The organism is Trichococcus sp., from assembly GCF_049589555.1.
Classification (GTDB): Bacteria; Bacillota; Bacilli; order Lactobacillales; family Aerococcaceae; genus Trichococcus.
Genome location: NZ_JBAWAZ010000220.1, coordinates 1 through 16,712, shown reverse-complemented (window position 1 = coordinate 16,712; position 16,712 = coordinate 1). Strand labels below are relative to the sequence as shown.

Here is a 16,712-nt window from a genome sequence, read left to right as displayed (position 1 = left end):
AACCAGGAATCAGATGGAGGGAAAAATATGCATCATTATGACTATCCGTTCGAAGTAGAATGGTCCAAAGAGGAGATCGTTAAAGTCATCTCTTTATGGAATGCTGTCGAGCGTGCTTATGAAAGTGGGATCAGCAAAGAAGACTTTATGAAGGCTTACCGGGAATTTAAGACGGTGCTGCCTTCAGTCGGTCAGGAAAAGAAATACGGCAATCAGTTCGAAAAAGAATCTGGTTACTCCTTGTACAAGGTGCTGCAGGAAATAAAGAAGAGCGAAAAAAACAAAATCTTCCTAGGGGAGCGTTAAATGACTGGTTAATTCGCAGATAGAGAAGCGGGAGAAGGGAGGGGCCGGATGGATCAAATCGATAAAAGACACAGCCTGATCAAGTCTTGGTTGCATGAAGCTGCAGATTTGCTGCGGGAATCGTTCAACAAGGAACTTGAAATTAAAGAAAAAACGTCGCGAACGGATTTGGTGACAAATATGGATCGGGAAATCGAGTTGTTCCTGTATGAGAAAATAACTGCGCATTTCCCCGATGAGCGTATTTTGGGAGAAGAAAGCGTAGGACATGATATACAGGACCTGGAAGGGATTGTCTGGATCATCGATCCGATTGATGGCACCCTCAATTTCATCAAGCAGAGAGCAAATTTTGCCATCATGATAGGAATCTATGAAGATGGTGTCGGCCATTTGGGATATATTTATGATGTCGTCAGGGACGAACTCTATTTTGCGATCCGGCATAACGGGGCTTACTGCAACGATCGAAGACTGCCGACCGTGGAGGAGCTGCCTCTTTCTGAGGGCTTGGTCGCAATCAGTAACCGATTGGTTGTCGCAGATGCGGATGAAGCACGCAGAATCGCAAAAAACAGCAGTGGCTTGCGCGTCAATGGCTCTGCAGGCTTGGAAACAGCTTGGGTTGCATCAGGTAAATTGGTAGCTTATATCGCTCCTTCCCTGGCTCCATGGGACATCGCTGCCGGATTGGTAATAGCTGAAGAGGTAGGTTTGGTCTATAGACAAGTTACAGGAGAAAAAATAAACCTGCTCCAGAATAATGCGGTGATTGTGGCCAACAGATATGCTTTCCAGGAGATCAGGAACGAATGGCGATGAGTGTTAGAACCTCATTAAGATTAAAATAAAGTGGACAAGATACAGAATGATGTATTTTGTTCACTTTTTTTTGGTTAACGAAAGATGTAAGCATTCATGACATGAAAAGGCATGATTTAAACGATTTTATTCACTTGTGTTGAAAAAAGAAATTATTTTTCTCAGAAAGAGAATTAGATTAAAAATAGTAAATGTGAGAAAAATTCGAAAAATGATAAATAAATGAGTATATAAGAGCCTTTATAATGATGGTTCATGAGGGAGAATCTCATTTTAGGAACAATCGGAAGCAACTCTCTCATTTTTTCTAATGAAAAACCTTACAAATCCATGTAAGCTTTTTCCGATTGTTCTCGCGTCCTTGCGGTATTTTTTTTATTTAAAACATTTACATTTGATTAAATTATGGTTATAATTTTCGTATTAAGTGAGTTGAATGTGAAATAGATGATAAATGGGGGTTATACAATGTCAGATTTTAATCAAAATGCCATAGCTTCTTTTAGTTTGAATGGTCATCAGTATGAATACTATAAATTAAAAAAATTAGAAAACAATGAAAAAATAAAAATCGCTAAAATGCCGTACTCGATCCGAGTGCTGCTCGAGTCATTGTTACGTCAGGTGGGAGAAAGCGGCATCAAGGAAGAACATATTGTCACTTTATCTAACTGGAGTGCAACAGAAACGAACGAGGGCGAAATACCTTTCAAACCTTCCCGCGTTATCCTGCAGGATTTCACAGGAGTGCCTGCAGTCGTTGACTTGGCTTCCTTGAGAAAAACAGTCCATGATTTAGGCGGAGATCCAGCAATCATCAATCCGGAAGTGCCTGTTGATCTGGTCATCGATCACTCCGTACAAGTCGATAACTTCGGATCTCCGCAAGCTTTGTTGGCTAACATGCGGATGGAATTCTTACGCAATCAGGAACGTTATCAATTTTTGAGCTGGGCGCAAAAAGCATTCGACAACTATCGCGCTGTACCGCCTGCTACAGGGATTGTCCACCAAGTCAACATTGAGTACTTGGCATCGGTCGTTACAGAGAAGGTAATCGATGAAAACAGAAGCTTAGTTTTCCCTGACACTTTGGTGGGAACGGATTCCCATACGACGATGGCAAATGCGCTTGGCGTATTGGGCTGGGGAGTAGGCGGAATCGAAGCTGAAGCCAGCATGCTTGGTGAGCCTTCCTTCTTCCCTGTTCCTGAAGTCGTAGGTGTACGCTTCATCAATTCATTGGAGGAAGCAGCTACCGCAACCGACTTGGCATTGAAAGTCACACAGAAATTGCGTGAAATGAAAGTAGTCGGAAAATTTGTCGAATTCTTCGGTCCTGGATTATCTTCCATGACGTTAGCGGATCGTGCGACCATCGCCAACATGGCGCCTGAATATGGTGCGACCTGCGGATTCTTCCCGGTTGACGATGAAGTGCTTAACTACTTGACGTTGACAGGCAGAGATGAAAAACATGTTTCTATAGTAGAAGAATACGTTAAAGCGAATGATCTTTACTACCGTGTTGAAGATCCGGAACCGGAATATACCACAGTCGTTGAAATCGACTTAAGCACAATCGAGGCCAATGTTGCAGGACCTAAACGCCCTCAAGATCTGGTGCCGGTATCGAAATTGAAAGAAGATTTCCAAAGATCCTTGGTTGCACCGAAAGGCAATGCCGGATTCGGATTATCCGAAGATGAAACAGAAAAAGAAGTCTCGCTGATCCTCGATGGGGAAGAAGTGAAGATGAAAACAGGAGACATTGCGATCGCGGCCATCACAAGCTGCACGAACACATCGAATCCATACGTAATGTTGAGTGCCGGATTATTGGCGAAACGAGCTGTGGAATTGGGACTGAACGTTCCGAAATACGTCAAGACTTCGTTGGCACCCGGATCGAAAGTAGTCACTGCTTATTTGGATAATGCCGGTTTACTGCCTTACCTGGAAGAACTGGGTTTCAATACTGTCGGCTACGGCTGTACGACCTGCATCGGAAATTCAGGACCGCTGTTGCCTGAAGTGGAAGAAGCAATCAAAAACAATGACTTATTGGTTTCAAGCGCATTGAGTGGAAACCGTAACTTTGAAGGACGGATCCACGCATTGGTCAAAGCCAACTACTTGGCGTCGCCGCCATTGGTAGTCGCTTATGCGTTGGCAGGTACGATGAACATCGATCTGAAAACCGAGCCGATCGGTAACGGCAAAGATGGTCAACCTGTCTACTTAGCGGATCTGTGGCCGGAAAGACACGCTGTCGAAGCGATGATCCGTGATTTTGTGACACCTGAGATATTCAAAGAGGAATATTTGCATGTGTTTGATGACAATGCTGAATGGAATGCGATCGAAACGAATGATGACGCTTTGTACCAGTGGGAAGAGGGATCGACCTACATCGCAAATCCGCCATTCTTCGAGAATTTATCGCCTGAACCGAAGCCAATCGTATCTTTGAATGGGCTATCGGTATTGGGTAAATTCGGTGACTCGGTTACGACCGACCACATTTCCCCTGCAGGAAGCATCGACATCAGCACACCAGCTGGACAATATTTGTCTTCTAAAGGCGTGGGCGTCCGTGATTTCAACTCATACGGCGCAAGACGCGGAAATCATGAAGTGATGATGCGCGGTACGTTGGCGAATATGCGTATCCGCAATCAACTGGTATCCGGCAAAGACGGCGGCTTCACGATTTACTGGCCGACCGGCGAAGAGATGAGTATCTTTGATGCATCAGAAAAATACCGTCAAAACGGAACCGGATTAGTGATTTTTGCAGGTGACGATTATGGGATGGGTTCATCACGCGATTGGGCTGCCAAAGGTGTCAAACTACTTGGGGTCGAAGCAGTCATCGCCAAGAGCTATGAAAGAATCCACCGTTCGAATCTTGTGATGATGGGCGTATTGCCTTTGCAATACCAAACAGGTCAAGATGCAGAAAGTCTGGGACTGGACGGATCGGAAAAAATCACGATCGATTTGAACGATAGTGTCGGCATCCATGCGGAAATTCCGGTGACGGCAGTCAAATCAGATGGCCAAGAAATCAAATTCACGACCATTGCCCGTTTTGATTCTGAAGTGGATATGACTTACTACCGTAACGGAGGCATCCTGCCGATGGTTATCCGTAAAAAAATGGGGCTTGCTTATTAAGCAGCAAGCCATCCAATTTGCTGAAGAGAGGTTTTTGAGAGGAGAGAAAAATCATGGAAGTACATAAAGGATTAGCAGACGTTGTCGTATCAGAAACCTCCCTAAGCGCAATTGTTGAGGGACAATTATCCTACTCAGGATATAATATCGACGAATTAGTGGAAAAAGATGCATCGTTTGAGGAAATCATCTTTTTGTTGTGGAATTCAAGAATGCCTAGCCGGGAAGAATTTGCGCAGTTGAAGCAAGATCTTCACACGCATATGGCCTTATCTGAAAGTGTCATTGCTTGCCTGAAAATACAGTGCCGCCAAAATCTGCACCCAATGAGTGTATTGCGTACGACAGTCTCACTATTGGGCGTATTCGATCCGTATGCGGAAGATATGGACGAACGTTCTGTCTACATTCAAGCAATCTCGATACAAGCAAAAATTCCGACGATTGTTGCCGCATTCGCCCGATTACGCAAAGGTTTGGATCCGATCGCGCCACGCGAGGACCTATCGTTCGGAGCCAATTTCCTGTATATGTTGACAGGCGAAGAGGCGAATCCGGATCTGGTCAGAGCGTATAATCATTGTTTGGTACTCCATGCCGATCACGATCTTAACGCATCAACCTTCACTGCACGTGTTGCAGCTTCTACGCTGACTGATGTCTATTCGTGTATCACAGGTGCTATCGGAGCTCTGAAAGGCCCCTTGCACGGTGGAGCAAATGAGCGCGTTTTCGATATGCTCTCCGAAATCGCTGAATCAGACACCAAAGATGTTCCAGGCTACTTGAAAGCAAAATTGGACAATAAAGAAAAAATCATGGGATTCGGTCACCGTGTCTACAAAACGGAAGATCCCCGCAAGAAGCATTTGAAACGTATGGCTAAGGAATTGACCCAGGAATTCGGAAAAGAAGATTTATATGATCTTTCCTGTGAGGTGGAGGATTATCTATTGAAGGAAAAAGGCTTGATTCCGAATGTGGATTTCTACTCTGCCACTGTTTATCACTGCTTCGGGATAGAACATGACCTCTTCACGCTATTGTTTTCAATGAGCCGTGTTTCCGGGTGGTTAGGACATGTATTTGAGCAAAAGCGTGAAGCCACCTTGATCCGTCCGCGTTCAAAATACGTGGGACCCGTTAACCTGACTTACATCCCTTTGTCTGAAAAAGAAACTATTGGAGGTACTGCACAATGACAGTTGGCGAAAAAATTGTTATGAACGAAACAGGGTTGCACACACCTGATTTTCCGATCATCCCTTTCATCGAAGGGGATGGAATCGGGCCGGAAATTTGGCAAGCATCAAAAAAAGTATTTGAAGCCGCAGTTGAGAAAGCCTATGGCGATTCCCGAAAAGTAGTTTGGAAAGAAGTGCTGGCAGGTGGAAAGGCTTTCGATTTGACCGGCTCTTGGTTGCCTGATGAGACTATGGATGTCATCCGTGAGCACTTGGTGGCCATCAAAGGACCACTGACGACACCAATCGGCGGGGGAATCCGTTCCTTGAATGTTGCTTTGCGCCAGACGTTGGACCTTTTCGTATGCCTGCGCCCTGTCCGTTATTTCGAAGGCGTGCCGACACCATTGAAGGAACCTGAAAAAACCGATATGGTCATATTCCGGGAAAATACCGAAGATTGCTACGCAGGGATTGAGTTCGAAGCGCAAAGCGAAGAGGCAAAACGAATCATCGAGATTCTGCAGACCCAATTCGGCGTGGACAAAATCCGCTTCCCCGAGACATCAGCAATCGGCGTCAAGCCGGTTTCAATCGAAGGATCGGAACGCTTGATCCGCAGCGCCATCAAATATGCATTGGAAAATGGACGCACTTCAGTGACGTTGGTCCACAAAGGAAACATCATGAAATTCACGGAGGGAGGCTTCAAGAAGTGGGGCTACGCTTTAGCTGAACGCGAATTTGGCGATAAAGTCTTCACTTGGGCCCAATATGATGCCGTAAAAGCTGCGGATGGCAGAGCGGCAGCGGATAAAGCTTATGAAGATGCTGTTGCGGCAGGCAAGTTGATCATCAAGGACCGGATCGCCGACATCTTCCTGCAGGAGATTTTGATGAACCCTGAGAACTATGATGTCATCGCCACGTTGAACCTGAACGGTGACTATATTTCTGATGCGTTGGCTGCTCAAGTGGGCGGAATCGGGATTGCACCGGGGGCTAACATCAATGAGGACACTGGGCATGCCATTTTCGAAGCAACACACGGCACTGCACCGGAATATGCCGGTTTGGATGAATTGAATCCTTCATCGGTGTTGTTGTCAGGTGCTATGTTGTTCGATTATATCGGCTGGAATGAAGTCAGCGACTTGATCACCCATGGAATCGAAAAGACGATTGCCAACAAAACAGTCACACGCGATTTCTATTATCTGATGAAGGATGAAGCTGCCCAAAAAGTCAGCTGCTCCGGATTTGCGGAACTGGTCATCAAAAACATGTAGGACCCAATCAAAAAAAATCAGAGGCATAATCATTCTGGATTATGTCTCTTTTTGCGGATTAACCAGTAAAGAATCCAGGGCTATGAATACGTGCTGGCCAAGGGCATCGATGGCGGAGCGACAACCGAAGGAAAAACTTTTTAAAGAAAGCCGTTACATTGAACTTTTTTCTTTCCAAATGGTTCCGGAGGTGATAGACTGGACAAGTTGATAGTTGTCTTCATGAGTTTTCAGCGGGTTTTCACCTATTCCGCAAACGAAAACTGATGGGAAGTTCAAATTCAGAATTGTGATCGACTATATAATGGCAGTAGCAGTTGGCATATCAAACAGCAGTGAAAAACAAGTAAACATTTTGGAGGAAAACAACAAATGGAATTTAGAAAAGATATTCGTAATGTTGCAATCATCGCCCACGTTGACCATGGTAAAACAACATTAGTAGATGAATTGTTGAAACAATCGGATACATTGAACGCTAGAACTGAACTTATGGAACGCGCAATGGACTCCAACGATCTTGAAAAAGAACGCGGAATTACAATCTTGGCGAAAAATACAGCTGTACAATACAAAGGTACGCGCATCAACATCATGGATACACCAGGACACGCGGATTTCGGTGGAGAAGTAGAACGTATCATGCGTATGGTTGATGGTGTAGTACTTGTTGTAGATGCTTACGAAGGTACGATGCCGCAAACGCGTTTCGTATTGAAAAAAGCCTTGGAGCAAAAACTGATTCCTATCGTCGTTGTAAACAAAATCGACAAACCGACTGCAAGACCTGCTGAAGTCGTGGATGAAGTTCTGGAATTATTCATCGAATTGGGCGCTGATGACGAACAATTGGAATTCCCGGTTGTCTATGCTTCTGCAATGCATGGTACTTCAAGCATGTCAGATGATCCAACAGAACAAGAAGATACAATGGATAACGTTTTTGATGCAATCATCGAACACATTCCAGCTCCAATCGACAACTCTGCTGAACCATTGCAATTCCAAGTAGCTTTACTTGACTACAGTGACTTTGTTGGCCGTATCGGTATCGGACGCGTATTCCGTGGCACAATCAAAGTTGGGGATCAAGTATCCTTACTTAAATTGGACGGTTCATTCAAGAATTTCCGTGTATCAAAACTGTTCGGCTACTTTGGTTTGGACCGTATCGAAATCGAAGAAGCAAAAGCGGGCGATTTGATTGCCATTTCCGGTATGGAAGATATCTTTGTTGGTGAAACAGTTACTCCTGTCGATCAGCGTGATGCCTTGCCGGTTCTGCATATCGACGAGCCTACACTGCAAATGACTTTCCTTACAAACAACTCTCCTTTCGCAGGCCGTGAAGGTAAATGGGTCACTTCCCGCAAAATCGAAGAGCGTTTGATGAAACAATTGCACACTGACGTATCTTTGCGTGTTGATCCTACCGACTCTCCTGATGCTTGGATCGTTTCCGGACGTGGCGAATTGCATTTGTCCATCCTGATCGAAAACATGCGTCGTGAAGGCTACGAATTGCAAGTATCACGTCCAGAAGTTATCATCAGAGAAGTTGATGGCGTAAGATGCGAGCCGTTTGAACGTGTTCAGATCGACACCCCTGAAGAATACATGGGTTCCGTAATCGAAACAATCAGCCAACGCAAAGCTGAAATGCAGGATATGCAAAACAGCGGAAATGGCCAAGTCCGTATCATCTTCCTTGTTCCATCACGTGGACTGATCGGTTACTCTACTGAGTTCTTATCCATCACACGCGGTTATGGTATCATGGCTCATACGTTTGAAGCGTACTTGCCAGAGTTGCCAGGCAAAATCGGCGGACGTAGCAAAGGCGCGCTTGTCTCTACTGAAACAGGCAAAACAACAACTTACGGCATCATGGGCGTAGAGGATCGTGGAACGATCTTCATCGAACCTGGTGTGGAAATCTACGAAGGTATGGTTGTCGGCGAAAATGCCCGCGACACAGATATCGCTGTCAACATCACAAGAGCGAAACAAATGACGAATATCCGTTCTGCAAATAAAGATTCTACAAACGTGATCAAACGTCCACGCACATTGACGTTGGAAGAATCTCTTGAATTCATGGGAGAAGATGAGTATTGCGAAGTGACACCTGAAAGTGTTCGTCTGCGTAAACAAATCCTAGACAAAAATGAGCGCGAAAAAGCTGCTAAACGTAAGAAAAAAGCAGAATAATCCGAAAGCAAGTTCTGGAAAAGGGTCCTTGGCAACCATTGCCTCGGGCCTTTTTCTCTTCATTACGCTGGAATCCGCTGGAGGATGAATGGCGGTAGGCGTCGGCTTATTTGTTTGGTATAATAGGCTTGAAAGACCATACAATTTTTGTATCAACCGCAAGGAATGCGGAGTAATTCAAGATAGAATGAAGTAACTTTTGAGGGGAGGAATTAAAATGGATAGCATCAACAAAACGACTGCTTTGGAAATCTTGATGCAGGATGCTGAAAAGATCTACAAATTAATCAATAGCCAAAAAGAACACCTCTGCTTTGCGAACTGTCCAGCCTTTGAGGATGTGGTGGATACGCAAATGTACGGATTCTCCCGTGAAGTCGAGTATGCTGTGAAATTGGGAATCATCTCGAAAGAAGAGGGACACAAAATATTGAGTGATTTGGAAGCATCCTTGAACGCCATGTACACGAATTATTTTGATCAATCGAAAAACGATTCCGCCGACAAAGGGGTTTAGTTGTCTACATGATTAAAAATGCAATCAAGAAAAAATTCTCCTATATGGATTGGCGTCTTCTGATCCCATATATCATCCTGTCGGGTTTCGGGATACTGATGGTCTACAGTTCCAGCAGTTACCGCGCCATGACGGATTACAATAATTCGGAACATTTCTTTTACAGGCAAATGCTATTCGCTGTCCTGGGGATGTTCGGTGCGCTGTTTGTTTCATTTCTCTCAAAACGTCTGTTCAAAAATGAAAAGCTGCTGATGTTTGTTTTGTATATTCTTTTCGGTATCTTGGCTTACCTTTTGCTTTGGCCGGGTACGGCAACAAAAGGGGCGCGCGGCTGGATCTACATTGGATCTTTCGGATTACAACCCGCCGAGTTCATGAAATTGAACCTGATCCTTTACTTATCCTGGTTCATTTCCAAACACCAGTACCACATCAATGATGTTTTTTATGATACGATGAAGAAACCGCTCCTGATAACGGCGGCAGCAGTGATAATGGTCTTCTTGCAGCCCGACCTCGGCGGGGCTGCCATCATTGCTTTTATCTGCCTCGTGCTGTTCCTTCACAGTGGAGTGAAGGTCAAATATGGAGTAATGATTTTTGGGGCAATCGGAGCGATTTACGGTCTTGTCATCGCTGTGGTGAAAACATTCGGAAGCAGCATTCCATTTTTTCAGTCCTATCAGATGGAAAGGATCACATCATTCATCGATCCGTTTGCCGACATACAGGATTCCGGTTACCAAGTGGTGAATTCGTACTACGCTTTAAGCAGGGGTGGCCTTTTCGGTGTAGGCATCGGTGAAAGCATCCAGAAGTCAGGCTATTTGCCGGAACCCCACACCGATTTCATCTTGTCCATCATCGGGGAAGAGTTGGGCCTGGTGGGTGTCGCATTCGTTTTGGTGCTGTTTTTCTATATGGTCTATCGTATTTTTAAGGATGCAATCAAAATAAAAGATCCGTTTGCCCAACTTGTCTGTATCGGAATCGGCACTATGTTCCTGGTCCAGGGAGTCATCAATATTGGGGGTGCAACCGGTCTGATGCCATTGACAGGGGTCACCTTCCCGTTCGTGAGCTACGGAGGATCCAGCTTGTTGGTATCCGCCGTTTCGATCGGCATAGTCAACAATATGTACATCAACGATCAGATTTCCAAACAACCAAAATAAGCAGGAAAAAGAGCCGGTAATCCGGCTCTTTTTTTGAATGGAAGCTTCGATTCTGCAACCAGTGGATGACTTGGAGCATAAGCTGCCGGAAAGCTTTTCGTATCGAACAAAAATAGAGTATAATAAGATTTATCGTGGTATTCTTGCCATCTTGAACGTTCAGAAATCACAAGGAGGGATAGGGATGAAATTTTCCATCAAAGTAGTATCACTTTTCATTTTGTTCACTTTCATAGCCTATGCACTCCCTCTCTATGTGGACAACGGGGGTCAAACAAGGCCGCCTGCAAGCGTTGCGAGGAACGAGCAAGCATCAATTGATGAAAATGAAGGGTATCCTTTGCCTGTGACGGGTTATGAATCCTACATCGGTCAGCCCATTGCTGCCTACACGGCCAAACACGGGGAGCCGATACGCGTAGGCAAAGCCTATGGAGACAGTGAATGGTGGATATTCGGAACAAATGCAGCTGACTACATCCAAATAGGCGTCAAGGATGATATCATCCGCTCCCTGTATATTTTGGGAAACAAAATCGAAACGGGCATGTACACAATCGGCATGACGCAGGAAAATGTACTCGATGAGGGTTACCTGGCACGGGATTTTCAACTTACTGTCGGTGATACGCCGTATGAACTGGCATTGTCCAAAAAACAAAAAAAATTGACGCCGTTGATTCAGTTCGAGAATGACAGCTTTGTGATTTTACTGTTTGACGACGTGACAGAAACGGTTTATGGGATGTACTTCCTTTCGAATGAGGCGCTGCTGGATTTGGAATATTATTCCGTCGTCTCAGACGAATCCTATGAAGTCGGACGTGACGACTGGGAACGAAGCGTTGCTGCGGATGAGGAAAATGTCCTGCAAATCAAAAGCCTGTTAGGCGTACTGCGCGAACGCAGAGGCCTGACGATGTTCCAGGAATCCGAAGAGTTGCTTATGGCTGCAGGCGAACTTATGCCGAGTGAAGCAGGAATCAATGATTTTACGGCAGCTTTTACCTTATCGGATCAACGCATCGAGAAAAAATTAGCGGAAGTTGCCCCGGATACGCGGACTGCCTTTGTTTTTGATGACGATGTCTACAGTGTTCCTGCGCTCTTCCTGAAGGTGCTGCAAGAGGATAACGTGATATTTGATGACTATCTGACGCACTATGCCGTCGCGGGCAATGAGCATTACCAATTGATCCTTTTGAGCGAACAGCCGATAGGTCCATAAAAAACGGTTGAGTCGCCCGTCGTTTCAAGCTATACTAAAAAGTAGTCATCATCAACACACACGAGGCAGGGGAATAAGATGATCATCAATGAAGCGTACTTTGCGTTGGAAGACCAAACATTCCGGCTTGTGGAAGCAATCTGCAGCGGAGAAACTATGTCATCTTATAAGGAAGCAAAGCGTCTTCTGGCACAAAATGAAGAGGCTGACGCTAAGATAAAGGCTTTCAATGAAGCGAAAGAGGCATACGAGCGGGTGGAAGCCTACCCTGATTTTGCACCGGATTATCCGGAAATCAAACAACGCGTTTACCAGGCGAAGCGGATCATGGACTTGGATGAATCCGTCTATCGCTTTCGTGCAGCGGAACGTGAATTGCAAGTGCTTTTGGACAAGGTTTCCGAGCGGTTGGCGCATGCCATTTCGCCTAATATATTGGTTTCTGCAGGGGACCCATTTTTTCAATCAGGGGATTCGACTATGCCTGCAGCTTGTCAGATACATATTTCCAGTAGGGGGTAAACATTATGAGCTTAGAAGTGACCAAAAGGCAGGGCATCGTCGTCTGGGTCTATACCTTGAGACAGATAAAAAATTTGAAAAGATACGGTTATATCCATTATGTTTCCAACAGAATGAAGTATGTTTTATTGTACGTCGACCAAGAAGAGGCACAAGCCACGGCAGAAAAATTAAACAGTTTGCATTTTGTCAGGAAAGTGGAATTGTCGCATCGTCCTGAAATCGACATGACCCTGAAGAATGCTCTTCCTGGCAGGAAAGATCGCAGTAATCCTGAAGCGGAATACAACGTGTCCTCTTTTGAAACGAAAACTTATTCTTTTTAGAATACATACCGAAATAAAAAATATTTGTTTGTAGGTGAGGACAGATGCGAGTTATCGCAGGAGAATACAAAGGACGCAGATTGAAAAGCGTTCCTGGCAGCAATACACGCCCAACGACGGACAAGGTCAAAGAGTCCTTGTTCAATATAATCGGTCCGTTCTTTGATGGCGGAATCAGCCTGGATATGTTTGCAGGCAGCGGTGGCTTATCGATCGAAGCGGTTTCCCGCGGGATAGACAGAGCGGTGTTGTTCGAAAAGAACCGAAAAGCGCTTGATACGATCAAGGAAAACATCGATATCACGAAGGAAACGGAGAAATTCACTATTTATGCAGGGGATGCGCGAAAAAATCTTCGTGTCTTCGCCTCAGAAAATCCGAACACGCAATTTTCGTTGGTTTTTCTTGATCCGCCTTATGCTGAAGAAAAGACGGTAGCTGACATCACTGAAATGATCGCTTTGCAGTTGGTCAACGAAGAAACTATATTTGTCTGCGAAATGGCAAAGGAGAATACGTTGCCTGAACAGATCGGCCCGTACGGAAAATGGAAGCGTGCCGTTTATGGGACTATCGCTATCGAAATGTTCGACTACTATCAGGAAGGTTGATTCCATGAAAAAAACAGCGCTATTTGCGGGGAGTTTTGACCCTTTGACAAACGGGCACATCGATACGATCTCCCGTGCAGCCATTGTTTTCGACGAAATCGTTGTTGCGGTGTCGACCAACACATCCAAGCAATCTTTATTTGACGGTGAGCAAAGAATCCAGTTGGTTGCCGAAGCTTTGCGTGACTTTCCGCAGGTCCGTGTCATCCGCCATACCGGTGGGCTTACGATCGAAATGGCAAGGGATGTCGGTGCCTGCGCGCTTTTGCGCGGGGTGCGAAACGTAAAGGACTTCGAGTATGAACACAGCATTGCCTCGATGAACAAGCTGCAGGCCCCGGATCTGGAGACGGTGATCCTCTTGTCTTCGGAAAACTATCGTTACCTCAGTTCCAGTCTGATCAAGGAAGTCGCGATGTTCGGCGGAGATGTATCCACCTTGGTGCCAAACAACATCAACGCCGCTATCCTTCAGAAATTCAAGGACAGCGCGTTCAAGGGGAAAAAAATATCGGAATGAATCGAGTATGTGCATAAGGTTGGGAGGGGAGCCGCTGGTTCTTGTCCCAACCTTTTTATTTTGATGACCAGGTGGATAATTTTTTCGGACGGCTGAATGTTTCTGTGCCTTTTTGCGTATGTTGTCAGTGGATGCGAAAGGAGGGATAGTTTGGATGCTATTCGGGAATGGCTTGCTGGCCATAAACAGGAAGTGATCAGATTTGCCGTTTTGTTTATGTTTCTCGCCGTATGTCTTTTTGGCTTGGGTAGATTGATATCCGGCAATACGGCAGAAACCGGCACAGGGGAGCTGCAGTTGGATGAAACCTATCTGGCGGCAAGTTCTGTTGAGTCAAACCAGTCGCCAGAGCAGCCGGAAGAGTCGGAGGTGGTCCAGGAAATCATCATTGTCGACATCAAAGGTGCCGTAAAAAATCCGGGTGTTTACCAAGCTGAAGCCGATATGCGCGTCATTGACATAATTGATTCAGCCGGCGGTTTGAGTGAAGCGGCTGACCCCGACAGAGTGAATCTGTCTCAGCGCGTGACGGATCAGATGGTGATCTATATTCCTGCAGTCGGCGAAGAATCCGATCGTCCGATTGCAGCGCCGGAAAATCCGCTGGCTGAACAAGAAAGCGGAAATGGGGAGGCTGGAACTGAGAAAGTGGACATCAATACGGCAGATGCGGTATTGCTGCAGACATTGAATGGGATAGGTGAAAAAAAAGCTGCGCTCATCATCGCGTACCGTGAGGAGAACGGCTCTTTCCAGACGATCGAGGAAATAATGGAAGTTTCAGGAATCGGTGAAAAAACCTTCGAGGGGTTTGAAAATCTAATCACGGTCGGAGCAAAATAAAATTGAATCAAGGGAGCGGCTCTTGTATACTTAATTTTATATATGGATGGAGGTTACTGCATGGAAAGAATTCCTTGGAATCAATATTTTATGGCACAAAGCGTGCTGCTCTCGCTGAGGAGCACTTGTAAACGCTTGGAGGTAGGTGCCACAATCGTCAGAGACAAACGCATCATAGCCGGAGGATACAACGGAAGTGTTTCCGGCGATGTCCACTGCATCGATGAGGGCTGCTATGTCGTGAACGGGCACTGTGTCCGCACCATCCACGCGGAAATGAATGCGATCCTGCAGTGCGCCAAATTCGGCGCTCAGACCCAGGATGCGGAGATATATGTGACACATTTTCCTTGCCTGCAATGCACGAAAATGATTTTGCAGGCCGGCATCAAGAAAATCTACTATTTGGAAGACTACCATAATGACTCCTACGCCGTCCATCTTTTGGATGCAATGGACATTCCGTATGAACAAGTTCCCCTCGATCCGGATTATTTTTCTCAATTACTGAAACGAAAAGAACAACCAGATGATGACTCTGCTGCTTGTTGCGGTCATCATGACGACTGACCATTAAAGGTTATCTGCTTTTGCCTGCCTTGCTCGTCTTCCCGGTGACCATTATTGGGTTTGACGGAACCAACGTTTTCGCATGGTTACTGCTGTTTGCCATTCTTGCGCGCCTTTTCTTTATGCGATCCAAGCTTCTGAACGTCATTGCTGCTGCGGTAGTGACCGCAAGTCTTTTGAGCTTGCTGGTCCACCAGTGGTCAAGTGCATCTGACTTCACTGCTCAGGAAGCGGAAGCAATCAGAACCGCTGCGCTGCAGTTGGATCCGAACGACATGCGGATCAACGGCGATTTATTGACAGGGGAAGCCCTGCTGCAATCGGAAGGCAAGGAAGAAACCGTTTATTTCTATTACACGATCGAAACGGAAGAAGAAAAGGTCAACTGGGAACAACAGCGATTTCCATTGCGGGTCGTTGCCACAGTCCAGTTGGAGGAGCCGGAAGCTGAGCGGAATCTGCACCAATTTGATTTTGAAGATTATCTGAATGCGAAAAGCATCCATTGGGTCATCACAATCGAAGCGATGCAGTTCCGGAGCGAGGATCGTTCTTTCTGGTCCTGGCCGAGCAGCCTAAGGAGATCCATCATTTTGATGCTGGAAAAATTGCCTGCTGTCAAGACGACCGACTATATTCAAACCATGTTATTCAATCAGTCGCATACTATTGCGGGTGATACCTTGGATGCCTATCGTGGGATCGGTTTATTGCATCTTTTTTCGATTTCCGGCATGCATATCCAGTTGCTGCTTTCCCAGCTGCGCTATATCCTTTTGCGGATGAAAGTCAGCCATGAGACCACAAATAAGCTGCTGGTTGTGTTTTTGATCGCTTATGGTGTGTTGACCGGGTTGGGAATCGGTGTCTTTCGCGCCATATGTACGCATCTTATCCTTTTGATGGGGAAAATCACAGGCCATCGGATTGAAGCGAAAGACGCCTTCGCGCTTACGGTGATGGTTGCTGTTTTTTATAATCCGCTGCTGATCTATTCGGCAAGTTTTCAACTGAGCTATCTTTTGGCGGGGGTATTGTATTTCGTTGCTCCGGTTAGTGCGGAATGGAAACTGAATGGGCTGTTGAAGGATATCTGTTTGACGGCGCTGATGACGATGGCGTCCTTTCCTGTTGTCGCCTATCATTTTTTTGAGGTTTCCTGGCTCGGGATTTTTGTGAATGTGATCTTTTCGTTCTTTTTTTCCTGGCTGCTTTTTCCGCTGTTTTGGTTGTTGTTCTTCGCGGTGCTCTTTTTCCCGGAAGCCCCGTTGCTGGGGGTGCTTTGCGCTGTGTCCGACAACTTGCTCACCCTGTTGGAAACCTTCGCTGGAGCAGCGGCGGATTTGGATTTTGCGTCACTCATTACAGGGAGACCGCCTGCCTTTTATTTTGCGCTGGTCTGGAT

The 16,712-nt window shown here is 45.8% G+C and carries 16 protein-coding genes; all 16 read left to right on the top strand.

Going from position 1 to position 16,712, the window contains the following annotated elements; translation table 11 throughout:
- Positions 1-306: UPF0223 family protein (locus WBV27_RS08425; RefSeq protein ID WP_424201142.1), on the top strand; the 306-nt coding region annotated here is incomplete at its 5' end.
- Between the two features lie 48 nt (positions 307-354).
- Positions 355-1,128: an inositol monophosphatase family protein gene (locus tag WBV27_RS08420; protein ID WP_424201140.1), complete on the top strand. Its 774-nt coding sequence runs from the start codon at positions 355-357 to the stop codon at positions 1,126-1,128.
- A 468-nt stretch (positions 1,129-1,596) separates the two neighbouring features.
- Complete coding sequence (gene acnA, locus WBV27_RS08415; protein WP_424201138.1) at positions 1,597-4,308, top strand: aconitate hydratase AcnA; 2,712 nt, start codon at positions 1,597-1,599, stop codon at positions 4,306-4,308.
- A 53-nt stretch (positions 4,309-4,361) separates the two neighbouring features.
- Positions 4,362-5,510, top strand: a complete 1,149-nt coding sequence (locus WBV27_RS08410) for a citrate/2-methylcitrate synthase (protein WP_424201136.1) — start codon at positions 4,362-4,364, stop codon at positions 5,508-5,510.
- Entirely contained in the window at positions 5,507-6,781 is a 1,275-nt protein-coding gene (icd, locus tag WBV27_RS08405; protein WP_424201134.1) for an NADP-dependent isocitrate dehydrogenase, read from the top strand. Before WBV27_RS08410 ends, icd begins: the two co-directional genes overlap by 4 nt.
- Before the next feature lie 372 nt (positions 6,782-7,153).
- Positions 7,154-8,992, top strand: coding sequence for a translational GTPase TypA (typA, locus tag WBV27_RS08400; RefSeq protein WP_424201132.1), 1,839 nt, complete (start codon positions 7,154-7,156; stop codon positions 8,990-8,992).
- A gap of 217 nt (positions 8,993-9,209) precedes the next feature.
- The gene (locus WBV27_RS08395) at positions 9,210-9,509 is read left to right on the top strand and encodes a YlaN family protein (protein WP_086628219.1); all 300 of its coding nucleotides are present in this window, start codon (positions 9,210-9,212) and stop codon (positions 9,507-9,509) included.
- An 8-nt stretch (positions 9,510-9,517) separates the two neighbouring features.
- A complete protein-coding gene (gene ftsW, locus WBV27_RS08390; protein ID WP_424201130.1) occupies positions 9,518-10,687 on the top strand; it encodes a putative lipid II flippase FtsW in 1,170 nt (389 codons plus the stop codon).
- A 184-nt stretch (positions 10,688-10,871) separates the two neighbouring features.
- Positions 10,872-11,915 carry a CAP-associated domain-containing protein gene (locus WBV27_RS08385; RefSeq protein WP_424201128.1) on the top strand — a complete coding sequence of 348 codons (1,044 nt, stop codon included), beginning with the start codon at positions 10,872-10,874 and terminating at the stop codon, positions 11,913-11,915.
- Positions 11,916-11,993: 78 nt separating this feature from the next.
- Positions 11,994-12,437, top strand: coding sequence for a YlbF family regulator (locus WBV27_RS08380; RefSeq protein ID WP_424201126.1), 444 nt, complete (start codon positions 11,994-11,996; stop codon positions 12,435-12,437).
- Positions 12,438-12,442: 5 nt separating this feature from the next.
- On the top strand, positions 12,443-12,763 hold the full coding sequence (locus tag WBV27_RS08375) for a YlbG family protein (protein ID WP_424201124.1): 321 nt from the start codon (positions 12,443-12,445) through the stop codon (positions 12,761-12,763).
- A 44-nt stretch (positions 12,764-12,807) separates the two neighbouring features.
- Positions 12,808-13,374, top strand: coding sequence for a 16S rRNA (guanine(966)-N(2))-methyltransferase RsmD (gene rsmD, locus WBV27_RS08370; protein WP_424201122.1), 567 nt, complete (start codon positions 12,808-12,810; stop codon positions 13,372-13,374).
- Between the two features lie 4 nt (positions 13,375-13,378).
- The gene (gene coaD, locus WBV27_RS08365) at positions 13,379-13,894 is read left to right on the top strand and encodes a pantetheine-phosphate adenylyltransferase (RefSeq protein ID WP_424201120.1); all 516 of its coding nucleotides are present in this window, start codon (positions 13,379-13,381) and stop codon (positions 13,892-13,894) included.
- 150 nt (positions 13,895-14,044) lie between these two features.
- Positions 14,045-14,737 carry a helix-hairpin-helix domain-containing protein gene (locus WBV27_RS08360; protein WP_424201118.1) on the top strand — a complete coding sequence of 231 codons (693 nt, stop codon included), beginning with the start codon at positions 14,045-14,047 and terminating at the stop codon, positions 14,735-14,737.
- A 60-nt stretch (positions 14,738-14,797) separates the two neighbouring features.
- Positions 14,798-15,307: a ComE operon protein 2 gene (locus WBV27_RS08355; RefSeq protein ID WP_424201116.1), complete on the top strand. Its 510-nt coding sequence runs from the start codon at positions 14,798-14,800 to the stop codon at positions 15,305-15,307.
- Positions 15,308-15,327: 20 nt separating this feature from the next.
- On the top strand, positions 15,328-16,712 hold a 1,385-nt coding region (locus tag WBV27_RS08350), incomplete at its 3' end, for a ComEC/Rec2 family competence protein (protein WP_424201114.1).

Bases quoted from the DNA above. Each gene is read 5' to 3' on its own strand.
- coaD (WP_424201120.1), top strand. From the start codon at position 13,379: ATGAAAAAAACAGCGCTATTTGCGGGGAGTTTTGACCCTTTGACAAAC.
- icd (WP_424201134.1), top strand. From the start codon at position 5,507: ATGACAGTTGGCGAAAAAATTGTTATGAACGAAACAGGGTTGCACACA.
- acnA (WP_424201138.1), top strand. From the start codon at position 1,597: ATGTCAGATTTTAATCAAAATGCCATAGCTTCTTTTAGTTTGAATGGT.
- WBV27_RS08420 (WP_424201140.1), top strand. From the start codon at position 355: ATGGATCAAATCGATAAAAGACACAGCCTGATCAAGTCTTGGTTGCAT.
- WBV27_RS08385 (WP_424201128.1), top strand. From the start codon at position 10,872: ATGAAATTTTCCATCAAAGTAGTATCACTTTTCATTTTGTTCACTTTC.
- WBV27_RS08395 (WP_086628219.1), top strand. From the start codon at position 9,210: ATGGATAGCATCAACAAAACGACTGCTTTGGAAATCTTGATGCAGGAT.
- typA (WP_424201132.1), top strand. From the start codon at position 7,154: ATGGAATTTAGAAAAGATATTCGTAATGTTGCAATCATCGCCCACGTT.
- WBV27_RS08375 (WP_424201124.1), top strand. From the start codon at position 12,443: ATGAGCTTAGAAGTGACCAAAAGGCAGGGCATCGTCGTCTGGGTCTAT.
- WBV27_RS08410 (WP_424201136.1), top strand. From the start codon at position 4,362: ATGGAAGTACATAAAGGATTAGCAGACGTTGTCGTATCAGAAACCTCC.
- WBV27_RS08355 (WP_424201116.1), top strand. From the start codon at position 14,798: ATGGAAAGAATTCCTTGGAATCAATATTTTATGGCACAAAGCGTGCTG.
- WBV27_RS08380 (WP_424201126.1), top strand. From the start codon at position 11,994: ATGATCATCAATGAAGCGTACTTTGCGTTGGAAGACCAAACATTCCGG.
- ftsW (WP_424201130.1), top strand. From the start codon at position 9,518: ATGATTAAAAATGCAATCAAGAAAAAATTCTCCTATATGGATTGGCGT.
- rsmD (WP_424201122.1), top strand. From the start codon at position 12,808: ATGCGAGTTATCGCAGGAGAATACAAAGGACGCAGATTGAAAAGCGTT.